The sequence below is a fragment of the Paenibacillus thailandensis genome (genome assembly GCF_042685365.1).
Classification (GTDB): domain Bacteria; phylum Bacillota; class Bacilli; order Paenibacillales; family Paenibacillaceae; genus Paenibacillus_AP; species Paenibacillus_AP thailandensis.
Genome location: NZ_JBHUMY010000001.1, coordinates 360690 through 374886, shown reverse-complemented (window position 1 = coordinate 374886; position 14197 = coordinate 360690). Strand labels below are relative to the sequence as shown.

At 49.9% G+C, this 14197-nt stretch carries 14 protein-coding genes and 1 pseudogene; 13 read left to right on the top strand and 2 right to left on the bottom strand.

Features of this window, described 5'->3' with window-relative positions; translation table 11 throughout:
• The first annotated feature begins 17 nt into the window (after positions 1–17).
• The 11 genes from ACFSW5_RS01715 to ACFSW5_RS01665 all read left to right on the top strand — a co-directional run bounded on the left by ACFSW5_RS01715 (position 18) and on the right by ACFSW5_RS01665 (position 11192).
• Positions 18–1451: a bifunctional metallophosphatase/5'-nucleotidase gene (locus tag ACFSW5_RS01715; protein WP_379269049.1), complete on the top strand. Its 1434-nt coding sequence runs from the start codon at positions 18–20 to the stop codon at positions 1449–1451.
• 138 nt (positions 1452–1589) lie between these two features.
• Positions 1590–2708 (top strand): HD-GYP domain-containing protein, encoded by a 1119-nt coding sequence (locus ACFSW5_RS01710; RefSeq protein ID WP_379269047.1) that lies wholly within the window; start codon positions 1590–1592, stop codon positions 2706–2708.
• A gap of 218 nt (positions 2709–2926) precedes the next feature.
• On the top strand, positions 2927–4066 hold the full coding sequence (gene yfkAB, locus ACFSW5_RS01705) for a radical SAM/CxCxxxxC motif protein YfkAB (RefSeq protein WP_379269044.1): 1140 nt from the start codon (positions 2927–2929) through the stop codon (positions 4064–4066).
• A 37-nt stretch (positions 4067–4103) separates the two neighbouring features.
• Positions 4104–5483: a hemolysin family protein gene (locus tag ACFSW5_RS01700; protein ID WP_379269041.1), complete on the top strand. Its 1380-nt coding sequence runs from the start codon at positions 4104–4106 to the stop codon at positions 5481–5483.
• A gap of 71 nt (positions 5484–5554) precedes the next feature.
• Positions 5555–6586, top strand: coding sequence for a sporulation integral membrane protein YtvI (gene ytvI / locus ACFSW5_RS01695; RefSeq protein WP_379269039.1), 1032 nt, complete (start codon positions 5555–5557; stop codon positions 6584–6586).
• Positions 6587–6735: 149 nt separating this feature from the next.
• Positions 6736–6981, top strand: a complete 246-nt coding sequence (locus ACFSW5_RS01690; protein ID WP_379269036.1) for a spore coat associated protein CotJA — start codon at positions 6736–6738, stop codon at positions 6979–6981.
• Positions 6974–7288 carry a spore coat protein CotJB gene (locus ACFSW5_RS01685; protein ID WP_379269034.1) on the top strand — a complete coding sequence of 105 codons (315 nt, stop codon included), beginning with the start codon at positions 6974–6976 and terminating at the stop codon, positions 7286–7288. Before ACFSW5_RS01690 ends, ACFSW5_RS01685 begins: the two co-directional genes overlap by 8 nt.
• A gap of 55 nt (positions 7289–7343) precedes the next feature.
• A complete protein-coding gene (locus ACFSW5_RS01680) occupies positions 7344–7913 on the top strand; it encodes a manganese catalase family protein (RefSeq protein ID WP_379269031.1) in 570 nt (189 codons plus the stop codon).
• A gap of 315 nt (positions 7914–8228) precedes the next feature.
• Complete coding sequence (locus ACFSW5_RS01675; RefSeq protein WP_379269029.1) at positions 8229–8654, top strand: MarR family winged helix-turn-helix transcriptional regulator; 426 nt, start codon at positions 8229–8231, stop codon at positions 8652–8654.
• 118 nt (positions 8655–8772) lie between these two features.
• Complete coding sequence (locus ACFSW5_RS01670; RefSeq protein WP_379269027.1) at positions 8773–9882, top strand: Gfo/Idh/MocA family protein; 1110 nt, start codon at positions 8773–8775, stop codon at positions 9880–9882.
• Positions 9883–10058: 176 nt separating this feature from the next.
• Positions 10059–11192 (top strand): NtaA/DmoA family FMN-dependent monooxygenase, encoded by a 1134-nt coding sequence (locus tag ACFSW5_RS01665; protein WP_379269024.1) that lies wholly within the window; start codon positions 10059–10061, stop codon positions 11190–11192.
• A 256-nt stretch (positions 11193–11448) separates the two neighbouring features.
• Here ACFSW5_RS01665 and ACFSW5_RS01660 read toward each other — a convergent pair whose 3' ends face one another.
• Positions 11449–11685, bottom strand: coding sequence for an SHOCT domain-containing protein (locus ACFSW5_RS01660; RefSeq protein WP_379269021.1), 237 nt, complete (start codon positions 11683–11685; stop codon positions 11449–11451).
• Positions 11686–11802: 117 nt separating this feature from the next.
• Positions 11803–12888 carry a GerAB/ArcD/ProY family transporter gene (locus ACFSW5_RS01655; protein WP_379269019.1) on the bottom strand — a complete coding sequence of 362 codons (1086 nt, stop codon included), beginning with the start codon at positions 12886–12888 and terminating at the stop codon, positions 11803–11805.
• Positions 12889–13000: 112 nt separating this feature from the next.
• Between ACFSW5_RS01655 and ACFSW5_RS01650 the strand changes: the two are divergent.
• Together ACFSW5_RS01650 and ACFSW5_RS01645 are read left to right on the top strand one after the other, a co-directional pair.
• Positions 13001–13219 (top strand): annotated as a pseudogene (locus ACFSW5_RS01650) (hypothetical protein); the annotation flags it as partial.
• Between the two features lie 12 nt (positions 13220–13231).
• Positions 13232–14128: an RCC1 domain-containing protein gene (locus ACFSW5_RS01645; RefSeq protein ID WP_379269017.1), complete on the top strand. Its 897-nt coding sequence runs from the start codon at positions 13232–13234 to the stop codon at positions 14126–14128.
• Positions 14129–14197: the final 69 nt, after the last annotated feature.

The window sequence follows — 14197 nt, the reverse complement described above, 5'->3', positions numbered from 1 at the left end:
CAAGGAGGAGATTGACGATGGAGGACGCGCGACATGTGCCCGCCAAACTCATTATTATTCATAGCAACGATATTCACAGCCGTCTCGAGAACGCGGCCAGAATCGCTTCCTTCATAGCCGAGGAACGGAACAAGCACGGCGCCGAGCATGTGCTTGCTTTAGATATCGGGGATCATATCGACCGGATGCGTCCCGAAACGGAGGGGAGCGACGGCGCGGTCAACGTCGAGCTGCTGAACGAGGCCGGTTATGACGCCGTTACGCTTGGCAATAACGAGGGACTCACTTATACCCCGGATATAATAGGAAACGTGTATAGGGAACGGGCGAAATTTCCCGTCGTGTGCGCCAACTTGCATCGGCTGCCGGGAGATGCTTCGCCGGACTGGCTGCTGCCGAACGTCGTCATCCGCAGGGGCGGCTTGAACGTCGGGTTGATCGGCGTCACGGCGAATTTTCATGATTTTTATACGCTGATCGGATGGAAGTCCGGCGATCCGCTAACCGCCGTAGCGGAACAAGTCGGGAGGCTGCGGGCGAATGTCGACATCATTGCGGTCATGTCCCATGTGGGCCTGAATTTTGACCGGAAGCTGGCCGAAACGGTGCCCGGCATCGATCTGATTATGGGCGGCCATACGCATCATCTGCTCGAAGAGCCGCTTGTGATCGGCGGGACGACGATATGCGCCGCCGGCAAACACGGCGAATACGCGGGACGCGTCGAAATAAGCGTCGACGAAGCGGGACGGCCCGTCATGCGGGCTTCGTGCGTTGCTTCGGAAGGGTGGGCGGAGTCTCCGAAAGCGGCTGACCTGATCGAGCGCTTCCGGCGGTCCGCCTCCATCCGTCTTAGCCGGGTCGTCGCCCGGCTGGAGGAGCCGCTGCAGGCTTCCACGGAAGGGGAATCGCCTCTCGGCAATTTGCTTGCGGCAGGTTTGCGGCGCTGGACCGGCACGAAGATCGGACTCGTCAACACCGGGCAGCTGCTGGAAGGATTGCCGGCAGGCGACGTGACGGAAGGCATGCTGCACGCTTTATGCCCGTCCCCGATCAATCCGTGCAAGCTGCTGCTGAAGGGGAGCGATCTGCTGGAGGCGCTGGAGGAATCGTTGCGGCCCGAATACACGGAGAAAGCGATCAAAGGATTTGGCTTCCGCGGACGCGTCCTCGGCTCGCTGGCCGTCGACGGCATGGAGGTCGTTTACGGCGGGAAGGATGGCGGGATCGTATCGGTTACCGTCGGCGGAGAGCCGCTTGAATCGGAGAAGCTGTACGAAGTCGGGACGATCGACATGTTTACGTTTAAGATCGGTTACGAAAGCTTGGCCCGTTCCGAGCAAATTATCTATTATTTGCCCGAGTTTATTCGGCATGTGCTGGCCGAAGAGCTGCAGGACAAGCAGGCGCTTGGCGACTGCCGCCGCAAAAGATGGGTGAAGCAGGCATAGGGATGAATTTTGGCCGTTTTTGTCGAATTGTTGTATAAATTTGGTTGTAATTGCGTCGCATTTCCTATACGATTAACAGAACGAATGGTATTATCCGATGTATATAAGAAGGAGACCATTTGGGGAAGGATCGAGAAAATGCGATTATTGCCAATTCAGAGCTGCCGTCCCGGAATGAAACTGGCCAAAAAAATTTATTCGCATGACGGATTAGTGCTTTTGGCGGAAAATGTCGAACTGACAAGCAGGCTTTTGACCCGATTGGAGCAGACCGGAATTCAATATGTATATATTGGCGATCCGAAGACGGATGATATCGTAATTCCCGAAATTATTAGCGAGGATACGGTCCGCTATGCGCTTCATGAAATCAAGCAAAGCTTCCGGGAACTGATGGACCGTCCGAAGAAGCGAAAAGGAACGGTTCATCCTTATGTGGCAAAGCCTTTCAAAAAAATGATGAATAGAATCATCGACGATTTATCCGGGCAGCGGGACGCCATGATCATGTTGATGAATATGGGATCGGTCGATCATTATTTGTACCAGCATTCGCTTAACGTATGCGTATATACGACGCTGCTGGGCATGGCTCACGGATACTCGCATGACGAGCTGATGACGCTGGGCATGGGAGCGCTTCTGCACGACGTGGGCAAAACGCAAATATCGACGAATGTGTTGATGAAGCCGGGGAAGCTGACGGACAGCGAATTCGAGCAGATGAAGCTTCATGCGAAGATCGGCTTCGAGCTCTTGAAGGACGAGCCCAATATACCGCTAATCGTTGCGCATTGCGCTCTGCAGCACCATGAACGGCTGGACGGAAGCGGTTATCCGCGCGGGCTTAAAGGACCGGAAATACACGAATACGCCAAGTGGATCGGACTTGTCGATTCCTATGACGCCATGACGACGACTCGCGTCTATCGCGACCCGATATTGCCTCATCAGGCGATCGAAATTTTGTATGCGGGGACCGGGACGCTGTATGAACAACATATGGTTCAGACGTTTAGAGACAAAGTCGCAATCTATCCGCTCGGCATCTCCGTCAAGCTGCAATCCGGCGAGACCGGAGTCGTCGTCGATTTCAATACTTCTTATCCGCATCGCCCGATCGTCCGAATTTTGTATAACGAAGCCGGCGAGGAGTTAAAAAATCCGTACGAGATCGACTTGTCCAAACGGCTTACCGCGATGATCGTGAGCGTCAACGACGAGAATCCGAATAAACCGCTCGTATCGGGAATTTAAGGATGCAGATGCCAAACGGACGTTCATGCGCCGTTTGGTTTTTTGAAATATAAACATTAATTCTCTAATTGAAACGATCCAGCTTTCTCGCCGAAACGATTTCATCGTCCTTAAAGACAAGAACGACGAAGTTGTTTCGGCTTGCTTGTTTGCTTCTTCGCGTTGCGGACATTACAATAAAGAAGATCTTTATTAAAAGTAAGTCAGGTGCTGATGTGATGAATAGTTTAAACGTACAACCAATCAATACGGAAAGGCTGACGCCGTTATCCCCGTCCTACGATCCTTGGGATCCGATCCGGTCGCTCCAGAAATACGGAAGACACAAGTTGACCAGCGTGGAGATGACGGTGTCCAATTTATGCAATATGCGCTGCGAGCACTGCGCCGTTGGCGATACGCTCGTCATGAAGGAACCCGAGAAGCTGCCGCTCGACCTGATGCTTCGCAGGCTGGATGAAGTGGAGCACCTGGAAACGATCAGTATTACGGGCGGAGAGCCTTCATTCTCCGAGCGGACGGTTCGCGAATATATGCTGCCGCTTCTTCAATATGCAAGAAGCAGAGGCATCCGTTCGCAGATCAATTCGAACGTGACGCTTCCGTACAGCCGTTACGAGCAGCTCGCGCCATATTTGGACGTGATGCATATTTCCTTTAACTATACAACGGCAGACGATTTCCACGAGGTCGGCTTCGCGAGAGCAGGCCATCCGGTTTCGCGCGAGGCGGCGGAGAAGCTGTACGAGCGGATGATCGACAACGCGAGGCGTCTTGCGGACGCGGGCGTGCTCGTGTCGGCCGAATCGATGATCAATTACCGGACGCATCATAAAATCGAAGAGATCCACAAGCTGATCGTCGAGATGGGTTGTGCCCGGCACGAAGTCCATCCGATGTATCCGAGCTCGTTCGCCAAAAATCTTCCGGTCATCAGCCGAAAGCAAATGCTCGATGCGATCAAGCGTCTGCTGGATGCGCGCGACCGGTCGGTATGGATGCTGTTCGGCACGCTGCCGTTCTACCATTGCAGCGACAATGCCGAGGAACGCGAATTGCTCGGCAGGCTGGCGAAGGAGCCGAACGTGACGGTCCGGAACGATCCGGACGGCCGGAATCGGCTTAACGTGAATTTGTTTACGGGAGAGGTGTTCGTCACCGATTTCTCCGACGTTCCCGCTTTCGGCAACATAAAAGAAGATAAGCTGGACGATCTGTTCGACCGCTGGCTCGGTCTGCCGCTTGCCGGCAGCGTAGGCTGCCATTGCCCGGCCGTATCGTGCTGCGGCCCGAATTTGCTTGTCAAGGATATGTACTATAAAGACGTCGATTTTCATCAACGCCGCGCCATTGTCTAAAACCGGCGGCAGCGGCCATTGAAGGAGAGAGCTTGCTTTGGGTTATCCACTCGCTATCGCGTATACCGAGTTTCTGCCTGGGAAAATCGCTTGGAATATCTTTGTCGTTATTTTATTGGTGCTCGCCAACGGCTTTTTTGTCGCGGCGGAATTCAGCTTGGTCAAAGTAAGGGAAAGCCGGCTGACCCAGCTTGTCAACGAAGGCAATAAGCGCGCCCGCTACGCGCTTAAGGTCAACCGGAAGCTGGACGCGTATCTGTCGGCGACGCAGCTTGGCATCACGCTTGCTTCGCTTGGTCTCGGCTGGGTAGGCGAGCCGGCCATCTCGCATCTGATCGTAGAGCCGCTGCTGCATCAGTTCGGCTTCCACGACGAGGTAGCTTCCTCCGCCATCTCGGTTGCGGTCGGATTCATCGTGATCACGTTTCTGCATATCGTGCTTGGCGAGCTGGCTCCAAAATCGCTCGCCATCCAAAAATCGGAGCAAGCGTCGCTTTGGCTGTCGGCGCCGCTTCTCGTCTTCCACAAAGTTTTTTACCCCGCGATCTGGCTGCTGAACGGCGCGGCAAACCGGTTCATTCGCCTATTTGGCGTGAAGCCGGCAGGCGAGGCCGAAGGCGCGCATACGGAGGAAGAGATCCGGATTCTGATGAACCAAAGCGCGCAAAGCGGCATTATCGACAGCGACGAAATGAAGCTGTTCGATAATATATTCGAATTTTCGGACCGGCTGGCGCGCGAGGTGATGCTGCCCCGGACCGATATGGACTGTTTGCTGACCAGCCAGCCTTTTGCCGAGAGTATGAAGCATGTGTATGCAACGAAGCATACCCGGTACCCGGTCGGTGTGGAGGACAAGGATCAAATCATCGGCTTCGTCCACATTACCGATCTGCTGACCGCCGATCCGGACGAAGAGCAGAGCTTGGAGAAGTTTCTGAGGCCGATTCTTAGCGTTCCGGAATCGATGGAAATAAGCGACGTGCTGAAGCTGATGCAGCGCAAAGCTTCGCAGCTGGCGATCGTGGTCGACGAATATGGCGGTACGGCCGGGCTGCTGACGACGGAAATGATCCTGGAGGAAATCGTCGGCGAAATTCACGATGAATTTGATGACGAGCTTCCGAGTATTGTAGTAAAGGGAGACATTACATCCGTGGAAGGACGGATGCTGATCGAGGACGTCAACAGCCTTCTCCAGCTTGATATCGAAGACGAGGACGTGGATACGATCGGCGGCTGGTTGTTCTCACGGCTCGAAGGCAATCCGGTTAAAGGGAAAAAAATCAGCCACGGCGGCTATACGTTTGAAGTCGCCGAGACGCAGCGGCTGCGCGTCATGCGCGTACATATTTACAAAGACACCCCGGAGAAGGAACCTAATCCGGAAACAGACGGCCCCAAGGAATTGCATTGAAATTAAGAAAGTATAAGCGCACGCTTATCCTTTCGTCCCCATTCAGATTTAACGGGTAAAGGAGATGCTACATGTCGCTTAAACCATTGGTGTGGACAGCGGTAGGGCTGTTTCTGCTCTACCTGCTGTTTACGGTCGGGGCGCCGTTTCTGCTCGCGCTTATCGTGGCCATTTTTCTTGAACCGCTCACCCTGTTTTTCATCAAGAGGTTTAAGTGGAACCGGATCGTATCCGCTACGGTGTCCTGCACGTTGTTTCTTATCGTGTTAATCGGGCTTATCGCGCTGCTCGGCGTCAAAATCATCGGGGAGTTGATCGCATACGCCAAGAGAGCTCCCCAATATTTCGAGAACGCGAGCAATTTCGTCAAATCGCTGATGGACCAAGCGGAAACGATGTACCGGACGCTGCCGCCCGAAACGGTCGCCCAGATCGACGACTGGCTGACCAGCTTAACGGATTGGGTAACGGGGCTTGTCGGTACGTTGTCCAATTCGTTGTTCGCTTTTGCGTCGGGCATTCCGAACATGTTTATTTTTTTCATCGTGTTTCTGGTCGCCGTTTATATGTTCAGCTTTAGTCTGGATACGATGAAGCACTCCATTCTGTCGCTGTTCGATCCGGCATCGCGCCCTCAAGTCGAAGACGTGATGAACAACTTGCGCAAATCGATATTCGGTTTTTTGCGGTCGCAAATTATTATCAGCTCTCTTACCTATGTCATTTCGCTGCTGGGGCTCCTCATTCTGGACGTGAAATACGCGATGGCCATTGCCCTGCTGATCGTAATCGTCGACATCCTGCCGATTCTCGGCACGGGCACCGTTCTTGTGCCGTGGGGCGTCTATTTGCTGGTCACCGGCGATTATTTTACGGGCTTCGGGTTGTTTGCGCTCTTTCTGTTCATTACGGTGTTCCGGCGAATCGTCGAACCGAAAATACTTGGCGATGCGGTCGGGATCGGCGCGCTGCCCGCGTTAATCAGCTTATACGTGGGGCTCAAGCTTGTCGGCGTCATCGGCGTCTTTCTCGGTCCTCTTGTTGTCATTATTTATAACGCGGCCCGCAAAGCGGGGCTGTTCCAATTCAAAATCAAACTGTAGCCATCCGATTCGTACAAGAACGGTTTGTCCTTTTTGGGCAATCGTTCTTTTTTTGTATCATTTGTTCGCGATGACCGGCATATGGTAGAACGTACGGAATCGCGTTTCTTGCGCGGTTCGCGACTTGCATGTACGGGGAGGTACCTGGGATGAATCAGTACAAGTATGACGACAGCCAGTTGCGCTTCTGGAAGCCGATTATCGGGCCGTTTGATCCATGCCCTCCTATTAAAGTAAAATCATACGTCGTTCCGCCTAACCAATATATGGATTTTCAACCGCCCGATTTGCCGCAGTTCTCGCTTCCGGAGGCGCTCAAGCTTGGCACGTTGTGGCCGGCTTTGTACAGTCCGTACCAGTCCAAATTCGGAATGGGGGTGCCGCGAGATGAATGATCTGAAGCAGGAGAAGAAGGATGGGTACGATTATCCCGACCATGAGCACAAGGTTGTCCTGGACGAACAATATTACGCCAAGCTGTTGGAGCTCCAGCAAGTCGACTTCGCACTCGTGGAGCTGACGCTGTATCTGGATACGCATCCGCAAGACTTGAAGGCTTTGCAGCAATACAACTATTTGGCGCAGCAACGGCAAACGATCGCGCATCAATTTGAGCTGCAGTATGGGCCGTTGCTTCAATTTCGCAGCTTCTCCCGCTACCCGTGGCAATGGTCCGAAGCGCCATGGCCGTGGCAAGTATAGCCGCAAAAGGCTGGGGAGACGACTATCTTCTTGATGGGATGGAGGGGTTCGGCGCATGTGGGTATATGAAAAGAAATTGCAATACCCTGTTAGGGTCAGTAAATGCGATCCGCGAATGGCCCGTTATCTGATCGAGCAATACGGCGGCGCGGACGGCGAATTGTCCGCTGCGCTTCGCTACTTGAACCAGCGTTATTCGATCCCGGACAAAGTCATCGGCTTGCTTACGGATATCGGGACGGAGGAATTCGCCCATCTCGAGATGATCGCCACGATGGTGTTCAAGCTGACGAAGGACGCGACGCCGCAAATGATGATCGAGGCAGGTCTCGGTCCGCATTACGCGAACCACGACAACGCGCTGTATTACGAGAACGCGGGCGGCGTGCCGTGGACGGCTTCGTACATACAGGCGAAAGGCGATCCGCTGGCCGATCTGTACGAGGATATCGCGGCCGAGGAGAAGGCGAGAGCGACGTATCAGTGGCTGATCGACATGACCGACGACGTGGACCTGCAAGACAGCTTGAAGTTTCTGCGCGAGCGCGAGGTCGTCCATTCGATGCGCTTCCGCGAAGCGGTGGAGATCATTAAGGATTATCAGGCGACGAAGCGGATATTTTAAGAAGAAAAATTCCTTAGAGCCCAGGGCTCTGAGGATTTTTTTTGCAGATGGCGTTAAGCTAACGGACAGGATAACGAAACCGATAATTGTCAATTTGTAAACAGGTGGATAAAATCGATCTAAAAGAGTCACGATACAGAAGATGTATAGTTGAATGAACTGCAGCAGACGAATATTCGGAAATATAACGAAAAACAATATGATTAATGGGCAAGGCATGACTTTTTCTGGGGCGAGTGTAAGTTTGACAGCCGGATACAAACGTGATATATTTAGCCTGCTAAATAAAATCGATGATAAAGGCTGAGAATAGCAATGGAGACAAAGGTTGATTGTGAGATTCGTGAGTTGTTCGATAAACTTTCGGCAAGAATGAGACGAGATTACAGCGAAAGTCTAAGAGAACTAAACCTATATGTCGGACAAGATAATTTACTCTACCGATTATGGTCAGGTGACGGCATTACACAAATGCAGCTTAGCCAACATTTGAATTGTGAACCGCCGACCATAACCAATATGGTTAAATCCCTTGAGCAAAACGGATTTATTTATCGTAAGCGCGATGAGAAAGATGCACGAGTAATGCGTATTTATCTAACCGACAAAGGCAAAGAACTTGAAGAGCCGGTTCGAAGGATATGGCAGCAGCATCAAGATAAGTTGCTAAAATCGATTTCAACGGAAGAACGGCTGCTTTTACGGAGACTTATGAAGCAAATGGAGAGTAATTTGTTTTAATAATCTCTCCTTTTCTTTGATTTTGTTTAGCATACTAATTAATTGGTTCAGAAAAAAATTTAAATAATTGTTTAGCAAACTAATCATTTGCAAACCATAAAGGAGGAGACAATTCGTTATGATGAATAAACAAAAAATTGGTGTTGGCATTATTGGTGCAAGCCCCTCAAATCCGTACAGCTGGGCGGTTAATGCACACATCCCTTCGATTAAAGCGCTATCGGGTGATTACGAATTGAGAGCTGTTAGCACAAGCCGTTTAACGACTGCAAAAGAAGCTGAGAAGAAGTTTGGCGTTCCCGGATTCGACAATCATCTGGACTTAATTAACCATCCCGGCGTTGACTTGGTTGTTGTTACGGTAAAGGTTCCCTATCATCATGAAATTATTTCAGCTGCGCTTGATGCGGGAAAGATGGTTTTCTCGGAATGGCCGCTCGCCAATGGCTTAAAGGAAGCAGAAGAATTGACAAAACGCGTAGAAGCGTCAGGAGTGCGCACAATTGTGGGCTTACAAGCACGTTATAGTCCCGTCATTCGCTATGCAAGAGACCTCATCTCAGAGGGTTACATTGGCGATGTTCTTGGTACGACGCTTGTTGGTTCAGGCATCGGCTGGACGGGAGTTACCGATCGTTTGAATTCATACGTCTATGATAAGGCAAACGGAGTAACGCTTCTCTCGGTTCCGGTCATGCATACTCTTGACGCTCTACAATACTTGCTGGGCGATTTCTCGACCCTGTCGGCGGAATTGGTATCCAATCAAACCGAAGCCGTAATTGGAGACACGAATAGCGTTATTCCCTTCACTTCACCCAACCATGTATCGATTATGGGGACGTTGACGGATGGCACGGCTGTCTCCGTCTTTTATCGCGGCGGAGTATCCCGTGGTGAAAATATGCGCTGGGAAATTAACGGTACAAAAGGTGATCTGGTCTTAATTGCTCCAACTGGCCATACCCAATTAGCGGAATTAAAGTTGCAAGGCGGGCGTAATCAAGAGAACCATGTACAAGATTTAACGATTCCCGAATCTTACTTCGGTAATCATCTACCGACGGGTATGCCTGGTAATACGGCGCGAATTTATGAACAGTTCGCCAAGGACTTGCGTGAAGGGACATATACGATCACGGATTTTGCACATGCCTTACGTCAGCATAAACTTCTTAGCGCTATTGAAACTGCCGCATTTACAGGAATAAGGCAACATTTAAGCTGAATAGTTCGGATTCGCATTCGCTGCACACTTGGCCCCGAAACTGGCACGGGAAAAGGCAAAAGAAGCATGGATTGACGAAATTATGATCGCCGATTTTTACCCCGAACAGATTGCAAGGTTAAAAGCCCTTGAGTTATTGGCTAAAGAATTTGGCCTTAACAGAAAGGAGAGGTAAAATGCAAAAGAATAAACAACTAAAGATCGGCGTTATTGTCGATGGAGTCGGTTGGAGTTATACGTCATGGCGCCATCCTAACATGCCTGCCAATGCAAGCGAAAGTGTGGATTTTTATGTGAAGAAGGCAATACGAGCTGAAGAAGGCAAATTCGATATGGTTTTTTTAGCGGATGTAAGCCATATAGGGCCAGGAAATATTCCGCATTATCTAAGTATGTTTGAAGGTGTAACGATACTATCCGCACTCAGTATGGTAACCAGCCATATAGGGCTTGCTGCAACGATCGCCACATCTTACGCCGATCCATTTACAGTGGCTAGACAGATGGCCTCTCTCGATAAAATTAGCAACGGGCGAGCGGCATGGAACGCGATTACTTCGAATCCTGGAGGCTTGGCTAACTACAGCAGAAGGCATTTGTCAAAAGATGATTTATATCCCATGAATAAAGAGTTTCTGGAAATTGTAGAAGGTTTATGGGATTCGTATGAAGATGATGCTTTTATACGTGATAAAGAGAGCGGTATCTTCTTCAATCCTAGAAAGATGCACCCCTTGAACTATAGAGGAAAGTACTTTTCTGTAGACGGTCCACTAAATATTAGTCGTTCTCCGCAAGGAAGACCCGTCATCTTTCAAGCGGGTACATCTGAAACGTTTATGAATATCGCATCCAAACATGCTGAAGGCGTACTTGTCAATGGGGATGATTACAATTATGCCAAGCGATTTAGTGAGGAGCTAAGAAGAAGGGTAGTCCTTGCGGGACGCTCGCCGGAAGACCTGTTGATCATGCCGACACAACACATCATCGTTGGAAGTACAGAAGCTGAGGCAGATGAAAAGTTTCAGGAGTTGCAAAGGTTATCCCCTTCAGGGTATCGTATTCCTAAGCCCCCATTTTTTGGATCTGCAAAGACCGTAGCCGATATGATTGCGTATTGGCATCAAACGGGCGTAATGGACTTATTGCTCCTGAGACAAGAACATCCTTCGGGAATTGATGATTTTATTGATTTGGTCGTACCGATCCTGCAGGAAAAAGGAATATTCCGAAGGGAATATGAATCCCGCACGTTAAGAGGGAATTTAGGTCTTCCTTACCCAGAAAATAGGTATGCAAATGTATAATGATCTTATCGTTGCAGCAGGAAGGGCAGACGATTGTCATTGTTGGAACAAAAGAAGCGCTATTAGGTGTAATAGGTGTTGCCTAAGCGGTCCACGATACTTCGGTAAAAGCTCTTGCCGCGCTGCAACATGCTGAAGTGAACCAGATTGTCATATTGACCGGTGATAACGAAGGAACGGCTAAAAGGTCGCTTCGCCGGGCACTCTCGACTTTATTTATAAAAAAAGGAGCCTAGCGATAAGCCAGGCTTCTTTGTTATGGGTTGATGACTTTTCTCATTCGTAAATACTCATCATCATTCATTTCGCCTTTGACGTACCGTTCCTTTAATATCATTAAGGGACGATCCACGACACGGCTCTTCATCATTAGTAATCGAACAACAACGTAAACGGTTGTTCCAAGAATCAATATAACGACGATCGTCCCGATGAACATCATGATGCACATCATGAACATCATCGAACGATCCATCATCATGCCATCCATCATTTTTTTACAACCTTCCAATTATAAGATTCATAAATAATGAAATATTTTTACTCCAATCTTACTCCGGTTCGCGACGATTTGACGGGCGTTTCCGATTCGAGACCATAAAATGAAGATTCATTTCATCAGCTGCCGAAACCACGCAACAACGAGAAGAAGCCCAGGTAAAATTAACAGCAAAGGTACCCACAAATAGGGCACCATTATTTCGAAGTGATGACGATAAATGTGCTCGGCAATGTTTCGGGACATCGTTAATCCTAGCAATAGCGCGATGGCGCATGCCGGGATGACAAGAACGCGGTAACTCTTCATCTTCGTTAATTGCTGAACCCCTTTTACCGCCGCAAGCATCAGGACGACGCTTTTTAAAAGCGCAGTCATCAAAAAATAAAGGACGCCGAGCATTTGTATGTTTTCAATGAATTTTCCGATGCTAATCACGCTCAGCAGGGTGTAAAGCGGGTACAGAAAGCCCGAAAACATGTCTCCAAAAACTAAAATGGCCAATACATCAAAGCAGGTTATGATCATTCCGGACAGCAGGGTAGCCAGAACGGTAATCTTCATCACTTTATCCGTCTGTTTCGTCTCCGACCAGAACATGGCAAGCACAAGCGTCTCCCCTAAGGATTGCGTAACCCCCGAAGGATAAACAACTTTCCAGACAGGCTGCCAGCCATTCTCCAAAATAGGCAGCATATTTCGGAAATGCAATACGCCAGAATTGGCAAGAAGAACAACCTCTATAGAAAAAATGATCAAGACCATGGGAAGGAACAATTCACCCAGCCGAGAAACGCCTTCGATGCCATCATATACGCAAAAGGCAATGATGACTGTAAATATCGTTGTTACGACGATAAGCGGCGTGTTCGGCAATATGGCCGTTGAAACCATATCCCTAATATCTCCAATAATCCGTCCTACAATATACAAAAACATTAGCGGATAAAGAAAGGCAACGGGCGTTCCGATCCAGAGCCCTAGCTGCGCGGGAAACCATTGGACTAAGGTTAATCCGGGATTCATCCGCATTAAGGCGATATAGCTCATAATGACAAGCAAGCCCAAGCAGCAGGAAACGAGCTCGCCAATCCAGGCATCCCGGCCGGCTTGGCCACCAAAGCCAAATATAATCGTCGTGCCCACTTGGAAAATAAAAGTAACCGCAAATAGTTGGTAACTGGAAATTTTATTCATCATTACCGTCCGGAATTTTGACTTATTATTTAACCAAACTTGGTACATAAGCAAGGATAAGATCAACTCTGGTAACGTATTGAGGATATTTCTGCCATTTAGTTTACCGATTATGGCTTGTGTTATTCGTAGTATTAACAACGTTATCCGGAAACTAAAGCTGCCGTTCTTTGTTGAACGAACAGGGCACGATAGCTCAAGGAATGATATACTCAAAAAAGACAAGTTGAACATGAGTGTGTTCGCTTGGACGGAAGAAAAAGCGACGCAGGGAAGATGCAATGGAATTATCGCATCAGGAATCCAAACACTAGCGGTTTCCTTAAAGCTAAGGAGGTAAAACATGGATTACACTTCACCGAAAGAAGCGGCGTTAAAGGTGAAACGGTGGCCTAAAGAGACCATAGCGGCGGGCCGTCGTCATACCGTTGGGCTTAAATCTGACGGTACGGTGACGGCTGCGGGTGATAATAAATACGGCCAATGTGATGTAAGCGGCTGGCGCGATATTGCGTCGGTCGCTGCGGGTAATGTTCATATGGCGACGAACACGGGTAATGCTCATACAATCGGTCTTAAAACGGACGGCACGGTGGCGGCTGTGGGTTGGAATAAGCATGACCAATGCGATGTATACGACTGGCGCGATATTGTGGCGGTTACGGCGGGTTGGTGTCGTACCGTAGGGCTTAAATCGGATGGCACGGTGGTGGCAGTTGGCCGAAATAATGAAGGTGAATGCAATGTAAGCGGCTGGCGCGATATAGTGGCGGTCGCGGCGGGTGACTGGCATACCGTCGGTCTTAAATCGGACGGTACGGTCACGGCTGTGGGCAATAATCGGTATGGCCAATGCAATGTAAGCGGCTGGCGCGACATTGTGGCGGCAGCGGCGGGTTACCTTCATACCGTCGGTCTTAAATCGGACGGAACGGTAGCGGCTGTTGGTTTGAATAAACATGACCAATGCGATGTAAGCGGCTGGCGCGGTATTGTGGCGATAGCGGCGGGTAGTCATCATACCGTCGGCCTTAAATCGGACGGAACGGTGGCGGCTGTGGGTTGGAATGAGTACGGCCAATGCAATGTAAGTGATTGGCGCGATATTGTGGCGGTTGCAGCGGGCTGCGCTCATACTCTCGGCCTTAAATCGGACGGAACGGTGGTTGCTGTGGGCGATAATGAATATGGCCAATGCGATGTAAGCGGTTGGCGCGGCATCCAACTGCCCGGCAATTAATATGCCGCTGAACCGATGATCCCCACAACTTACAATGCACCCGCTTCGCTTTGTTGCACCTATGCCACT

What these genes read in the sequence shown, in the direction of transcription:
- ACFSW5_RS01675 (WP_379269029.1), top strand. Translation starts at nt 8,229, where the DNA reads ATGGAGACAAAGGTTGATTGTGAGATTCGTGAGTTGTTCGATAAACTT.
- ACFSW5_RS01710 (WP_379269047.1), top strand. Translation starts at nt 1,590, where the DNA reads ATGCGATTATTGCCAATTCAGAGCTGCCGTCCCGGAATGAAACTGGCC.
- ACFSW5_RS01670 (WP_379269027.1), top strand. Translation starts at nt 8,773, where the DNA reads ATGATGAATAAACAAAAAATTGGTGTTGGCATTATTGGTGCAAGCCCC.
- ACFSW5_RS01645 (WP_379269017.1), top strand. Translation starts at nt 13,232, where the DNA reads ATGGATTACACTTCACCGAAAGAAGCGGCGTTAAAGGTGAAACGGTGG.
- ACFSW5_RS01665 (WP_379269024.1), top strand. Translation starts at nt 10,059, where the DNA reads ATGCAAAAGAATAAACAACTAAAGATCGGCGTTATTGTCGATGGAGTC.
- ACFSW5_RS01660 (WP_379269021.1), bottom strand. Translation starts at nt 11,685, where the DNA reads ATGATGGATGGCATGATGATGGATCGTTCGATGATGTTCATGATGTGC.
- ACFSW5_RS01680 (WP_379269031.1), top strand. Translation starts at nt 7,344, where the DNA reads ATGTGGGTATATGAAAAGAAATTGCAATACCCTGTTAGGGTCAGTAAA.
- yfkAB (WP_379269044.1), top strand. Translation starts at nt 2,927, where the DNA reads ATGAATAGTTTAAACGTACAACCAATCAATACGGAAAGGCTGACGCCG.
- ytvI (WP_379269039.1), top strand. Translation starts at nt 5,555, where the DNA reads ATGTCGCTTAAACCATTGGTGTGGACAGCGGTAGGGCTGTTTCTGCTC.
- ACFSW5_RS01715 (WP_379269049.1), top strand. Translation starts at nt 18, where the DNA reads ATGGAGGACGCGCGACATGTGCCCGCCAAACTCATTATTATTCATAGC.
- ACFSW5_RS01685 (WP_379269034.1), top strand. Translation starts at nt 6,974, where the DNA reads ATGAATGATCTGAAGCAGGAGAAGAAGGATGGGTACGATTATCCCGAC.
- ACFSW5_RS01690 (WP_379269036.1), top strand. Translation starts at nt 6,736, where the DNA reads ATGAATCAGTACAAGTATGACGACAGCCAGTTGCGCTTCTGGAAGCCG.
- ACFSW5_RS01655 (WP_379269019.1), bottom strand. Translation starts at nt 12,888, where the DNA reads ATGAATAAAATTTCCAGTTACCAACTATTTGCGGTTACTTTTATTTTC.